This window comes from Streptomyces chilikensis (assembly GCF_001642695.1).
Taxonomy (GTDB): Bacteria; Actinomycetota; Actinomycetes; order Streptomycetales; family Streptomycetaceae; genus Streptomyces; species Streptomyces chilikensis.
The window spans coordinates 1-13,342 of record NZ_LWCC02000101.1 but is presented as its reverse complement, the minus strand read 5'-3'; the positions used below and the strand labels follow the sequence as shown (position 1 = coordinate 13,342).

The following is a 13,342-nucleotide window of genomic DNA, read 5'->3' as shown; positions in this document are numbered from 1 at the left end:
GGACGTGCCCCGCCGGCGGGGCACGGGCCGGAACGTGCGCGGGAGCGCGTGCGGCGGCGCCCGCCACACGCCGGGCCGGCGCCGGGGAGACCCTGGCCGGGCCGCCGAGGGCGACGGGGAGGGCACCGCCCGCCGGGCGGCTCCGCCGTGGGGCGGAGGCGTCAGGCCAGGGCCGGGCGGGCCAGGGTCAGGGTCCTCGTCCCGGTGTCGAGTTCGGCGCGGACGCCGAAGGGGATCGTCAGCGCTCCCTCCCCGTGACCGAAGCCGAACTCCTCGGCGACCGGCACGCCCAGGCCGCCCAGCCGGTCGGCGAACATGGCCCGCAGTTCTTCGTAGGGGCCGCACCTGTGCCAGGAGCCGAGGACGACGCCGGCCACCCCGTCGAGCCAGCCGGCCCGCAGCAGCTGGGTGAGGATGCGGTCGAGCCGGTACCGCTCCTCCCCGATGTCCTCGATCATCAGCAGTCCGCCCCGCGCCCCCGCCCGCGCGTGCGGGGTGCCCAGCTCGGCGGCGAGCAGGCTGACGCAGCCGCCCAGGGTGACGCCGTCGGCCCGTCCCGGGACGAGGGCGGCGCCCCCGCCCTGGATCACGCGCGTCGACTCCGGCTCGAACAGGGTGGCGCGCAGGTGCTCGCGGGCGTGCTCGTTCTTCAGGAAGTCGATCGCCCCGGCCATCGGCCCGTGCAGGGTGACCAGGCCCATGCGGGTCGCGAACGCCTCGTGCAGGGCGGTGATGTCGCTGAACCCGACGAACACCTTGGGCCCGGCCGCGCGCAGGGCGGTCCAGTCGAGGAGGTCGGCCATCCGCTGCGCGCCGTAGCCGCCGCGGGCGCAGATCACCGCGTCCACGGACGGGTCGCACCAGGCGGCCTGGAAGTCGGCGGCGCGGTCGGCGTCGGAGGCGGCCAGGTACTCGAACTCCGGATGGCGTCCCAGCACGTGGGGCATCACCACCGGGTCGAGCCCCCAGCCGCGCAGCAGCTCCAGGCCGGCCTCGACCCGTTCCTCCGGCACCGGCCCGCTGGGCGCGACGACGGCCACCCGGGCCCCGGGCCTCAGCCGCTCCGGTCTGGTCAGCTCCCGCACGCCGCCCCCTGCGTCCGCAGTTCCAGCACCGGAACGCCCGGCGCCTCGAAACCGAACACCTGGGCGTACAGCGAGAGTTCCGCCTCCAGCGCCCGGACCATGGTCTCCGCGCGCCGGAACCCGTGGCCCTCGCCCTCGAAGGCGAGGTAGGCGTGCGGGACCCCGCCGCCGGCGCGGACCCGTTCGAGGAACCTCTCGGTCGCCGCGGGCGGGCAGACCGGGTCCTCCAGGCCCTGCAGCAGCAGGAACGGCGCCGCGATCCGCTCGGGGTGCTCGCCGGGCGAGCGCTCCCGGTACCGCTCGGGCACCTCGGCCAGCGGGCCGACCAGCGACTCCAGGTAGCGGGACTCGAAGTCGTGGGTCTCCCCCGAGGCGAAGGCGGTCAGGTCCAGGACCGGGTAGATGACGGTGCCGCACGCGTAGACGTCGGTGAAGGCCAGCGAGGCGGCGGCGGTCCAGCCGCCCGCGCTGCCGCCGCGCACCGCGAGCCGGTTCCGGTCGGCGGTCCCCTCCTCGGCGAGGGCGAGCGCGACGGCCGCGCAGTCCTCGACGTCGACGACGCCCCACTGCTCACGCAGCCGGTTGCGGTACTCGCGGCCGTAGCCGGTGGATCCGCCGTACTCGACCTCGACCACGCCGATGCCGCGCGAGGTGAAGTAGGCGATCTCCAGGTCGAGCACCATGGGCACCCGGCTGGTGGGTCCGCCGTGCGCCCGGATCACGTACGGCGGCCGTTCGCCCTCGGGACCGGTGACCTCCGGGTGGCGGGGCGGGTACACGTGGGCGTGCACCTCCCGCCCGTCGGCGGCGGTGAAGACCCGTTCCCGGGGCTCGGGCAGGTAGGCGGGGTCCACGTCGTCCCGGTGGGCGGAGCCGATCACCCGGGCGCTGCCCAGGCGGGTGTCCAGTTCGACGACCTCGAACGACCGCCGGGGCGCGCCGCCGACCGCGGCGACCCGGTCGCCGTGCACGGCCAGGGTGGAGGCGAAGTCCGTCCAGGGGCCGGCGGCGTCCACCAGCTCGCAGCTCTCCGGGTCGAGGACGCCGAGCACCTGCGCGCCCCGGCCGTGCAGGACGGCGACCAGTCCGCAGTCCAGCGGTGCGAACCAGCGGTTGCCCGGCGCCCACAGCGGCCCGCCGAACTCCTCCTCGCGGGGGCAGACCGGCTCGCCGTCCCGGTAGAGGTTCCACCATCCGCCGCGGTCGCTGCTCCACAGGAGCCGGCCGTCGGCGGTCCACTCCACCTGGGCGACGGACTCGTCCTCGCCGCCGGCCAGGGTGCGCGGCGTGCCGAGGACGCCGTCGGCCGTGATGCCGGCGACCAGGAGTTCGGTGCCGTCCCAGGGCATCCGGGGGTGGTCCCAGGCCAGCCAGGCCGCCCGGGACCCGTCCGGCGAGATCCGCGCGCCGGTGACGAACCGGTGGCCGGCGCGGGAGAGTTCGCGCAGGGCGGCGCGGTCCTCGGCGGCGCTGCCGTCGAGCGGCACGGCCACGTGGAGGCGGCGCAGGTCGCCGGGGCCGTCTCCGGTGAACTCCTCCAGCACGCACCAGACCTCGTCCCGGCCGTCCCGGCCGGGGCGCACCTCGGGCTCGACCCAGCGCAGTCCGCCGCCGACCGCGGAGAGCGGCGTGAGCGGCTGCGGCTCGGCGCCGCTGTCCGGCTCGTGGCGGTAGAGCCGCTGGTCCGTGAAGTTCACGAAGACGACGACCGCCCGGCCGCCTCGGACGGTCCCGGTCCAGGGCCGGCCGCCGTACTCCATCACCCGGCTGCGCACGTTCCACGGCGGGGGCAGCACCGACTCCTCCGTGCCGTCCGCACGGCGGCGCACCAGGGCGCGGCGGCCGCCCTCGGCGGGCCTCGGCTCGGTCCACCAGACCTCGTCGCCGACGAAGCCCGGGTACTGCGGGGCTCCGTCGTGGGCGGCGGCGAGCGCCGCCCCGATCGGCGAGGGCCACGTCCCGTAGGCCTGTTCGCGCACCTTGTCCCCCATCTCTGTCAGGCCGTCCGCAGGAAACGGTCCAGCACCCGGACGCCGAAGTGAAGGCCTTCGACGGGAACCCGTTCGTCCACCCCGTGGAAGAGCGCCTGGTAGGCGAAGCCCTCGGGCAGCCACACGGGGGCGAAACCGTATCCGGTGATGCCGAGCTTGGCGAACTGCTTGGCGTCGGTGCCGCCCGACATGCAGTACGGCACGGTGTGCGCCTCGGGGTCGAACTCCTCGACGGCGGCGCGCAGTTTCGCGAAGGTCGGGGAGTCCACGGGGGCCTGGAGCGCCCCTTCGCGGTGGTAGTACTCCCAGTCGACGTCCGGGCCGGTCAGTTCGTCGAGGGTGCGCTCGAAGTCCTGTTCGCCGCCCGGCAGGAAGCGCCCGTCGACGTGGGCGCCGGCCTCGCCGGGGATCACGTTGATCTTGTAACCGGCGTCCAGCATGGTCGGGTTGGTGCTGTTGCGCAGGGTCGGCTCGACCAGGGCGGCGGCCGGGCCGATCTTCACCAGGAGTTCGTCGACCTGGTCGGAGTCGGCGAGGTCGTACCGCGCGGCGTCGATGCCGTAGAGCGCGGCGAGTTCGGTGAGGGCGGCGCGGACGGTCGGGGTGAGGTGGAGCGGCCAGCTGTGCTCGCCCAGGCGGGTGACCGCGGCGGTGAGGCGGGTGACGGCGTTGGAGCGGTTGACCTTGGAGCCGTGGCCGGCGCGTCCGCGCGCGGTGAGCCGCAGCCAGCCGGTGCCGCGTTCGCCGGCGCCGATGGGGTAGATCCGCCGGCCGGAGCCGTCGTGGAAGGTGTAGGCGCCGGACTCGCTGACGCCCTCGGTGCAGCCCTCGAAGAGTTCCGCGTGCCGGTCGGCGAGGAACCCGGAGCCGTCGACGGCGCTGTCCTCCTCGTCGGCGGTGAAGGCGATGACGATGTCGCGGCGCGGCCGCACGCCCTCGCGGGCCCAGGCGCGGACCACGGACAGGATCATCGCGTCCATGTTCTTCATGTCCACGGCGCCGCGGCCCCAGAGCACGCCGTCGCGGATCTCCCCGGAGAACGGGTGCACGGTCCACTCGTCCGCCTCCGCGGGCACCACGTCGAGGTGGCCGTGGACCAGGAGGGCGTCCGCCGAGGGATCGGTGCCCTCGAGACGGGCGACCACGTTGGTGCGCCCCTCGGTGCGCTCCAGGAGCGTGGGTTCCAGGCCGGCCTCGGCGAGCCTGGCCGCCGCGTACTCGGCGGCGGGGCGTTCGCGGCAGTCGCCGCCGCCCCGGTTGGTGGTGTCGATGCGGATCAGGTCGGACGCGAAGGTCACGACCTCGTCGAGAGCCTGCTGATCAGCCATACGTCTCCTCCACCGCGGCCGAGACGATCGTGGTGACCGCCTTGAAGGTGCGGATTGCGTCGTACATGTTCGCTTCGGTGTAGGCGACCTTGCGTTCTCCGACACGGCCCACGCCCGGAACGACGGTCGCGGCATCGGCCAGATGCTCCGCGTCGAACTCGACGGCGACGGTGTGCGGGCCCGCCGCCACCGGCTCGTGACGGACGGCCAGGGACACCGCCTCCCCGGCGGCGGCCCGGATCTCCCCGTGGGTGCGGGAAGGCGTGCGGCACACCGCCGCGTAGCGCGAGACGTGGTCCTTCACCGCGACCTTCCGCGCCTCGGGTGCGTATCCGAGGGCGTCCTCGCACGCCACGTCGTCGCCGGTCACCAGAATCACCGGTACCCCGTATTCGGCCACCACATGGGCGTTGAGCAGGCCTTCGCTCGCCCGGACGTCGTTCAGCCAGACGCCGGTGAGCTGGTTGGCGAGGTAGGTGTGGGCGAGGACGCCCTCCATTCCGGCCCCTGCGTGGTAGCCGACGAAGGCGATGCCGTCGACGTCGCCGTGCTGGACGCCCTCGACCATGGAGAGCGCCTTGTGCCGGCCGGTGAGCATCTCGACGCGCTCGTCGAGGTGTTCCAGGAGCAGGTTGCGCATGGTCCAGTGCGCCTCGTTGACCAGCACCCGGTCGGCGCCGCCGTCGAAGAAGCCGAGGGCGGCCGCCTGCACGTCCGAGGTGAACATCGACCGGCAGCGTTCCCACTGGGGTGTGCCCGGCAGCACGTCGGCCGGCCAGGTGACGCCGGTGGCGCCCTCCATGTCGGCGCTGATGAGGATCTTCACCCGTCGCTCCGTTCTCCCGGCCGCACGCACGCTTGGGGCGTGAGTGTAGACCGGGTCGGCCGCGGGGTGATCTTCCACCGGTCCGGACCTGTGGCGCCGGGGCGGACGGGGGTGCCGCCCGCCCCGGCGTCCTCGGCCCGGGTCTCAGTCCTGGTGGCCGAGCTGCAGGTCGCGCTCGGTGCGGCCGCCGCCCGCCACCTGGAGCACGGTGGCGACCGGCGGATACCCGGCGGCGATCACCGTGTACTCGCCGGAGGAGAGGTCCACGAAGCGGAAGGTGCCGTCGGAGCCGGTGGTGAGGGTGTCGACCACGTTCCCGGCCGCGTCCAGCAGGGTGACCCGGGCCTCCTCGACGGGCCGCCCGCCGCCGCCGCGCACCACGCCGCGCAGGACGGCGCCGCCCGCGAGCTCGATGTCCTGCCGGGTCTCGCGGGAGGCCTGCACGGTGACCGGCAGGGCGGTGGGCCGGTAGGCGTGCGCGCTGGCGGCCAGGGTGTACTCGCCGGCCACCAGGTCGCTGATCACGTAGCCGCCGTCGTAGCCGCTGCGGGAGGCGGAGACCACCTCGCCGTGGACGTTGGTGAGGGTGACGGTGGCGTCCCGGACCGGGGTGCCGTCGGCGGTGGTGACGGTCCCGGCGAGGCGTCCGGCGCCGCCGAGGACCACGTCCATCTCGACCGGCCGCTCCCCCACGGTGACCTGCACGGCCTGCGGCTGGTGGCCTCCCGCGGCGGCGATCAGCACGTACGAGCCGGAGCCGGGGGTGGCCAGGGCGTACCGCCCGTCCTCGCCGCTGGCGCCGCGCCCGACCTGCTGCCCGGCGCCGTCGATCAGGGTGAGCGCGGCGCGCGGCACCACGGTCCCGTCGGCGTGCCGGACCGCGCCGCAGACGGCGATGCCGCCGCCGTAGGGCGCCCGGGCGCCCGGCACCGAGGCGGTCACCTCCACGGTGAGCGGCGCGGGGGCCGCGTAGGCAGCGGCGGCGGCCGCGGGCCGGGACTCGTCGGCGGCGGGGGTGTTGTGGGACACCAGCGGTTTCTCCTTGAGGAAGAAGGCGATGATCAGGCCGAGCACGAGGACCGGCACCAGGTACAGGAAGATCCGCGGCATGGCCTCCGCGTAGGCGGCGATGTACGCGTCGCGCTGCGGCGCGGGCAGCGCGTGGACCATCTCCGGGCTCACGGACTCGGTGTGCGGTGCGGCGGCCACGCCGCCGGGCAGGCCCGGCAGCCGCTCGGCGAGGGCGTCGGTGAACCGGTCGGCGAACAGGGTGCCGAAGACGGCGGCGCCGACGCTGCCGCCGATCTGCCGGAAGTAGTTGTTGGCGCTGGTGGCGGTGCCCAGGTCGGAGGGACGGACCGAGTTCTGCACGGCGAGCACCAGGACCGGCATCACCAGGCCGATGCCCGCGCCCAGGACGAACATCCAGACGCTGTAGGTGACCCGCCCGGTGCCGGTGTCCAGCAGGGACAGCAGCCACATGCCGACGGCGGAGAGCGCGCCGCCGAGGATCGGGTGGGCGCGGTAGCGGCCGGTGCGGCTGATGAGCTGCCCGGACACGATGGAGGCGCCGACCACGCCGCCCATCATGGGCAGCATCAGCAGGCCGGACTCGGTGGCGGTGGCCCCGTCGACCATCTGCAGGTAGCTGGGGAGGTAACTGGCCGCGCCGAACAGCGCGACGCCGACCACCAGGCCGACCAGGGCGGTGACGTTGAAGACGGAGTCCCGGAACAGCCGCAGCGGGATGAGGGGTTCGGCCGCGAAGCGCTCGGCGACCACGAAGAGCGCGGAGGAGACGACGGCGCCCGCGGCGAGGCCGAGGATCTCCCGGGAGTCCCAGGCGTACTCGGTGCCGCCCCAACTCGTCAGCAGCACCAGGCAGGTCGAGGCGGTGGCGAGCAGCACGGTGCCGAGGACGTCCAGCCGGGGCCGGACGGCGGGCTTGGGCAGCTTGAGCACGGCGGCCACCACGATCAGGGTGACCAGGCCGAACGGGACGTTGAAGTAGAAGCACCAGCGCCACGAGTGGTGGTCGGTGAAGTACCCGCCGAGCAGCGGCCCGGCGACCGAGGCCAGGCCGAACGAGGCGCCGATCAGGCCCATGTAGCGGCCGCGCTCGCGGGAGGGCACGATGTCCGCGATGATCGCCTGCACGCCGATCATCAGGCCGCCCGCGCCGATCCCCTGCACCGCGCGGAAGGCGATCAGCTGGTCCATCGTCTCCGCCCGCCCGCAGGCCGCGGATCCCACGACGAAGACGACGATCGCGAAGAGGAAGACGCCCTTGCGGCCGAAGAGGTCGCCCAGCTTGCCGTAGACCGGCAGCACCACGGTGGACGTCAGCAGGTAGGCCGTGATCGCCCAGGACATCTTGTCCATGCCCTGGAGGTCGCCGACGATCCTCGGCAGGGCGGTGGCGACGATCATCTGCTCCAGCGCCGCCAGCAGCAGCGCGAGCATCATCCCCGTGAAGACCAGCCGGACGCCGCGCGGGGTCAGCCGCGGGGCCGTCCCGGCGGGGTCCCGCACCGCGGGGAGCGGGAGGGTGTCCTCACCGTCCGGCGCCGGCGCCCCGGCTTGGTCCCGCAGCCCGGCCTCGTCCCGCGGCAGAGCGGTCCCGCCCGTCACGCCCACTTGCGCCCTCCCGTTCGTCACACCTCACCAGGCGAACGGCAGCAAAGGATTCCGGTTACGCAAGTCACTCGAAACGGTGAGACCAACAGGGTTGCGGCAACGGGGCGTTGACCTCCGGCCCGGCCGGGGGCGTTCCGGCCGGGCCGCCGCGCGCGGGCGCGGGGGCGCGCGAAGGCGCGGTCACTCCACCTCGGAGGCCAGCCGCGCCAGCACGGCGTCGTAGATCCGGGCGAGGCCCTTGGGCGCGAAGGTCTTCTCGAAGAAGCCGCCGATCCCGCCGGCGCCGTTCCAGACGGTGGTGACGACGACCCGGGACCTCCCCTCACCGGCCGGGGTGACCCGCCAGGTGGTGACCATGGAGGAGTTGCGGTCCTTCTCGGAGAGCTCCCCGGCGGACGGCTCGCTCACCTCCAGCAGGCAGTCCCGCACGCGCTTCTTGGTCGCCTGGAGCTTCCAGTGCACCAGGGTGCCCGCGCCCTTGCCGCCCTCGCGCACCTCGTACTCGCTGAACTGCTCGGGCAGCAGCCTGGCCCGCGTGCCCTCGTAGTCCGCCAGGGCGGCGTACACCTCCTGCGCGTTCGCCGCGACGACCCGCTCGGTCGTGGCCTCCACCTGCGCCATTGCTTCCTCCAGCTCTTGGGTCCGGCTGATCCGGCGCCAGCAAACCACCCCGGCACGCACCCGCCAAATCCGTGCGGCCACGGCGGTCACGAGGCGCCTCGAGGTGCCGTTCGCACGATCAAGGGAACACTTGTTCTATTATCGCCGTTCGACACGACCGACAAGCGAGGCCTGCGATGCGCTGGGAGAACCTCACGCCGGAGTCCGGGCGGACGGACCCCGCCCTGTTCGGAGCGGACTCGGTGACCACCCGCACCTTCGACACCCCGGAATTCCGCGGCATCACCTTCCACGAGATCCGGGCGCGCTCCGTCGTCAACCGGGTGCCGGGCGCCTCCCGGATGCCGTTCGAATGGAGGGTCAACCCCTACCGCGGCTGCTCGCACGCCTGCGTCTACTGCTTCGCCCGCAAGACCCACGGCTACCTGGACCTCGACACCGGCCTGGACTTCGACTCGCAGATCGTGGTGAAGGTGAACGCCCCGGAGCTGCTGCGCGCCAAGCTCGCCTCGCGGAGCTGGCGCGGCGAGCACATCGCGATGGGCACCAACGTGGACTGCTACCAGCGGGCCGAGGGCCGCTACCGCCTGATGCCGGGGATCATCGCCGCGCTCCGCGACCACGCCAACCCGTTCTCCGTCCTCACCAAGGGCACGCTGATCCTGCGCGACATCGAACTCCTGGAGCAGGCGGCCGAGGTGACCGAGGTGGGCGTCAGCGTCTCCGTCGGCTTCGTCGACCGCGACCTGTGGCGCACCGTGGAGCCCGGGACGCCCGCGCCGGAGCGCCGCCTGGACGTCGTGCGCGCCCTCGCCGCCCACGGCATCGAGTGCGGCGTGCTGATGGCCCCCGTCGTCCCGTTCCTCGGCGACCGGCCCGAACAGCTGCGCGCCACGGTGCGGGCGATCGCGGAGGCCGGCGCCAGCTCGGTGACCCCGCTGGTCCTGCACCTGCGGCCGGGCGCGCGCGAGTGGTACATGGCCTGGCTGGCCGAGCACCATCCCGAACTGGTCGCCCGGTACGAGCGGATGTACGCGGGCGGGGCCTACGCGCCGACCTGGTACCAGCGGCAGGTCACCCGCCAGGTGCACGAGCTGGCCCGCGAGTACGGCATCGGCCCCGAGGACGGCGCGGCCCGCCGCCGCGTCCGGCCGGCCGCACCGCCGCCGTCACCCTCGCCGGCCGAGGACCCGGTCCAGCTCTCGTTCCTGTGACCGGGGCCAGGGCCTGGGTCGGGGTCGGGGTCGGGGTCGGGGTCGGCTGCGTGAGCCTGGCGGTGCGACACGGACCAGGTGTCGAACCCGGCCTTGACCGGGACGTCGGGCCGGTACTCGGAGGTGACGTCGAGCGGCATGTCGGCGTCGTGCGCGAGGCGTGCCGTGGTGAGCGGGCCCAGGGCCACCAGGCCCTCGCCGCCGAGGGCGCGGTCCTCGTCCGCGGCCCCGTACTCCTCGTGGAGCCGCGGACTCCCCTCCAAAGCCCTGCGGACTCCGCCGCGTCCTGGCGCGGGTGGCGGTGGAACAGCTCGGCCGGCCGGGAAAGGACCGTCAGCAGCAGGTCCTGAACGGCGGTCTCCACGTTTCCGCGGCAACGCGTCCTGCCGCGGCCACCGGCCTGTCGCCCACGCCCGCGCGGCGCGGCCGCCGGTAACTCCGCGGGGTGTCGATCCACGGGTACGCATCCTCGTCGAACTCCGCGCCGGAGGTGCGGAACAAGGCGATCCGACGACACGTGGCGGCCGCAGCCACGGGTGTTCCTGTCAGGTCTCCCGGAGGTCCGGCATCACGTCGCTCAGCTCTCGTAGGGCACGCTCACCGGGCTTCGCCTCGACGAGTCGGTGAGCCGCGTTCCGTGACCACCCGTCATCCACGGAGTGAGCTGCCGCGGTCATGAGCGCCAACTGCAGACCGAGATCATGGGGAACGCGTTCACCGCCGAGCCGTGCGATGCCACGGTCGACGGCCGTCCTCATGGTGGCCAGGCAGGACGCGACGACGTCCTGACGCATCAGCGAACTGATGTGCCGGTCGAACTGCACGCGGTCCGCGACGGACAGCAGGGCATCGGCGGCGCGCAACCGTTCGGCGGCGGTGCCGCGCTCCTCGACCATGTCGGCGCTGTCCCCCACGGCGTCCGCGAGTACACCGAAGCTGTCGTCCTGGCCGTGCAACCGGTCGCAGGAAGCGCCACGCCACGCCACGGCCGCCGGGGCACCGGCGGACCGGACGACCTCCTCGTATCCGGCGGGGTCCGCCCAACGCGTGAGTGCCACGCACGCCAGGAAACGTCCGACCGGGTCCTCACCCGGATCCCGCAGGACGTTGTGCAGTCCCTCCGAGCGCTCGCGGTAGCCGCCGTCGAGCGCATCGGCGATGACGTCGTCGGGGCCGGCGGTGCCCCCGTCGAAATCGGTGAAGAGCAGGGCGGCGACCCGGGCACTCGGCTCCCATGGTCCCGTGCTGTCCGACACTCCGTGCTCCTGTGCTCGGTGGGGCTTGCCGCCTTGGGCCGGACAGTGCCCCCGGGCCATCCGTCCCGGGCAGGTCGTGGCCAGGGCTCAAACGGGTCCCGAGGTCTGATCCAGGCTTCCGGTCGGAAGGCGGTTTTCGACGTCCGGGCCCGGAGCCCCGTCGGTCGAGGCCCGCACGGACTGTATGTCCGTGCGGGCCTGTACGGGCGGCGCCTACGGGCCGACCTGGTGCCGGCGGCGGATCACCCATCGGGTCCACGAGACGGCCCGCGAGTACGGCACCGGCTCCGCGACAACACTCACCGACGCATCACAACTCCGCCTGGTTCCAGACCTTTTCGACAAGGACGTGGGCAGCAATAGGCTCACATTCCATGAGTGACGTCTATGCCGTGGACCTGGCGCTCGACCTCGCGCCCTCCGTGCCGACCGCCGTGCTCGACGACCTGCGCTTCCACCTCGGCGCCCAGGAGGCGGAGAACGACGTGGACGAGGACACGGACGCGGAGGGACGGGCAGGCGACCTGACTCCCCTGCTGTCCGGCCGCGGTCCGGCCCGGCGCATCGGCGGGGTGCAGACCGGCGAGCTGCTCCGCGAGGGGGACGGCTGGGCACTGACGGCACGCCAGGAGCTGCACGCCGAACTTCTGCCCGAGCTCGACTCCCTCGTGGAACGACTGGTGTACCACGCCAGGACCGAGGGAGTGGTCGGGCAGGTCCGGTTCCACGAGGACGAGGCCCCGGAACTGCTGCTCAACCGGGGCGGAACGCTGGTCAGGATGCCGTTGGTTCCGCGACCGTAGCGCCGGGCGGCGGTTCCGGCTCCGGTTCGCCGGGCTGTTCCCGCATGCGGTTCCGCACCACCTGGTCCCGCACCACCGCGGGCAGGCCGGAGGCCGGCACGGCGGGCGGGCTTCCCCGTGCCCCGCCCGGCGGCTCCCGCGCGACCCGAAGGGGTCAACTTCGCCCGAAACGCGTTCTTCCTCCCCCGATCGGCGGCACGATGCGCCCTGGACCGTGGCAGGCACGGTCCGCCGACCCCGGGGAGACCGGATGAACAAACGCGCCGCCGCCCTCTGCGGCACCGCCGTCGCACTGGCCTCGGCCCTCACCACCGTGCCTCCCGCCCAGGCGGCGCCGGGACCCGCCCCGCAGGGCGCCGCCGCACCCGCGTGGAGGAAGTGCGCCACCAAGGAGACCCCGACGCTCCAGTGCGCCACCGTCGAGGTGCCGCTGAACCACGCCGACCCCGGCGGCCGGAAGATCGGCATCGCGCTCGCCCGCGTCCCGCACACCGCGAAGAAGTCGCTCGGCCCCCTGCTGGTGAACCCGGGCGGCCCCGGCGGCAGCGGGGTGGCCCTCGCCGGCTTCGTCGCCTCCTCGCTCCCCAGGGCCGTGGCCGCGCGCTACGACGTCGTCGGCTTCGACCCGCGCGGCGTCGGGAGGTCACGCCCCGCCCTCAACTGCCTGCCGGGCCACTCCGACCCGGTCCGCCCGGACCCGGTGCCGGCCACACCCGCCCTGGAGGAGGCCAACCTCCGGCGGGCCCGCGCCTTCGCGGCCGCGTGCGGCAGGAAGCACGGCGACCTCCTGCCGTACATCGACACGGTGAGCGCGGCGAAGGACCTGGACGTCGTCCGGCGCGCGCTCGGCGCCCAGAAGATCAACTACTTCGGCTACTCCTACGGCACCTATCTGGGCGCGGTCTACGCCAAGCTCCACCCCGGCCGGGTGCGGCGGATGGTGCTGGACTCGGTGGTCGATCCCACGGGGGTCTGGTACGAGAACAACCTCCAGCAGGACATCGCCTTCGAGGAGCGGCACCGCGCCTTCATGACCTGGGTCGCCCGGCACGACGAGGTCTACGGCCTGGGCACGGACCCGGCGCGGGTCGAGGCCCGGTGGTACGCGATGCGCGCCGCGGTCGCCGAGAACCCGGCCGGAGGCGTGGTCGGGCCGGCCGAGCTGGAGGACCTCTTCCTCCCCGGGGGTTACCAGAACGCCTACTGGCCGCTGCTGGGCCGGGTGTTCTCCGCCTACGCGGTGAAGGGGCGGACCGCTCCGCTGGTCGAGGCCTACCGGGCCGTCGGCGCGGTGGACGCCGCCGGGGAGAACGGGTACAGCGTCTACACGGCGGTGATGTGCCGGGACGCCGCCTGGCCCCGCGACTGGGGCAGGTGGCGGGCCGACAACTGGGCGGTGCACGAGAAGGCGCGCTTCATGACCTGGAGCAACGCCTGGTACAACGCCCCGTGCGCGTCCTGGCCGGTGGAGGGGCTGCGGCGGCCGGTGGACGTCGCCAACGACAAGGTGTCTCCGGTGCTGATCCTCCAGGCGACGGGTGACGCGGCGACGCCGTACGCCGGCGCGGTGAGGACGCACCG

Annotated in this window: 10 protein-coding genes and 1 pseudogene; 3 read left to right on the top strand and 8 right to left on the bottom strand. The window is 73.9% G+C overall.

Annotated elements, in window-relative coordinates:
- Positions 1 to 161: 161 nt before the first annotated feature.
- From A2U95_RS24495 to A2U95_RS24470, 6 genes are all read right to left on the bottom strand, one after another.
- Entirely contained in the window at positions 162 to 1,085 is a 924-nt protein-coding gene (locus A2U95_RS24495; RefSeq protein ID WP_166026835.1) for a S66 peptidase family protein, read from the bottom strand.
- The gene (locus A2U95_RS24490) at positions 1,073 to 3,076 is read right to left on the bottom strand and encodes an LpqB family beta-propeller domain-containing protein (protein WP_166026833.1); all 2,004 of its coding nucleotides are present in this window, start codon (positions 3,074 to 3,076) and stop codon (positions 1,073 to 1,075) included. Before A2U95_RS24490 ends, A2U95_RS24495 begins: the two co-directional genes overlap by 13 nt.
- 5 nt (positions 3,077 to 3,081) lie before the next feature.
- Positions 3,082 to 4,404 (bottom strand): M20/M25/M40 family metallo-hydrolase, encoded by a 1,323-nt coding sequence (locus tag A2U95_RS24485; RefSeq protein ID WP_166026831.1) that lies wholly within the window; start codon positions 4,402 to 4,404, stop codon positions 3,082 to 3,084.
- Positions 4,397 to 5,230, bottom strand: coding sequence for a M55 family metallopeptidase (locus tag A2U95_RS24480; RefSeq protein ID WP_166026829.1), 834 nt, complete (start codon positions 5,228 to 5,230; stop codon positions 4,397 to 4,399). Before A2U95_RS24480 ends, A2U95_RS24485 begins: the two co-directional genes overlap by 8 nt.
- Before the next feature lie 144 nt (positions 5,231 to 5,374).
- Positions 5,375 to 7,867, bottom strand: a complete 2,493-nt coding sequence (locus tag A2U95_RS24475) for an MFS transporter (protein ID WP_420857048.1) — start codon at positions 7,865 to 7,867, stop codon at positions 5,375 to 5,377.
- A 180-nt stretch (positions 7,868 to 8,047) separates the two neighbouring features.
- Entirely contained in the window at positions 8,048 to 8,488 is a 441-nt protein-coding gene (locus A2U95_RS24470; RefSeq protein WP_166026827.1) for an SRPBCC family protein, read from the bottom strand.
- A gap of 176 nt (positions 8,489 to 8,664) precedes the next feature.
- Between A2U95_RS24470 and A2U95_RS24465 the strand changes: the two genes are divergently transcribed.
- On the top strand, positions 8,665 to 9,702 hold the full coding sequence (locus A2U95_RS24465) for an Rv2578c family radical SAM protein (RefSeq protein WP_166026825.1): 1,038 nt from the start codon (positions 8,665 to 8,667) through the stop codon (positions 9,700 to 9,702).
- 116 nt (positions 9,703 to 9,818) lie between these two features.
- Here the strand turns inward: A2U95_RS24465 and A2U95_RS33830 are convergent.
- Together A2U95_RS33830 and A2U95_RS24460 are read right to left on the bottom strand one after the other, a co-directional pair.
- Positions 9,819 to 10,169, bottom strand: a pseudogene (locus tag A2U95_RS33830) (hypothetical protein); the annotation flags it as partial.
- Between the two features lie 78 nt (positions 10,170 to 10,247).
- Positions 10,248 to 10,958 (bottom strand): hypothetical protein, encoded by a 711-nt coding sequence (locus A2U95_RS24460; protein ID WP_166026823.1) that lies wholly within the window; start codon positions 10,956 to 10,958, stop codon positions 10,248 to 10,250.
- 374 nt (positions 10,959 to 11,332) lie between these two features.
- Here A2U95_RS24460 and A2U95_RS24455 point away from each other — a divergent pair, with 374 nt between their 5' ends.
- Together A2U95_RS24455 and A2U95_RS24450 are read left to right on the top strand one after the other, a co-directional pair.
- Positions 11,333 to 11,761, top strand: a complete 429-nt coding sequence (locus tag A2U95_RS24455; RefSeq protein ID WP_166026821.1) for a hypothetical protein — start codon at positions 11,333 to 11,335, stop codon at positions 11,759 to 11,761.
- A 250-nt stretch (positions 11,762 to 12,011) separates the two neighbouring features.
- The coding region (locus A2U95_RS24450; protein WP_166026819.1) for an alpha/beta fold hydrolase at positions 12,012 to 13,342 on the top strand (1,331 nt) is incomplete at its 3' end.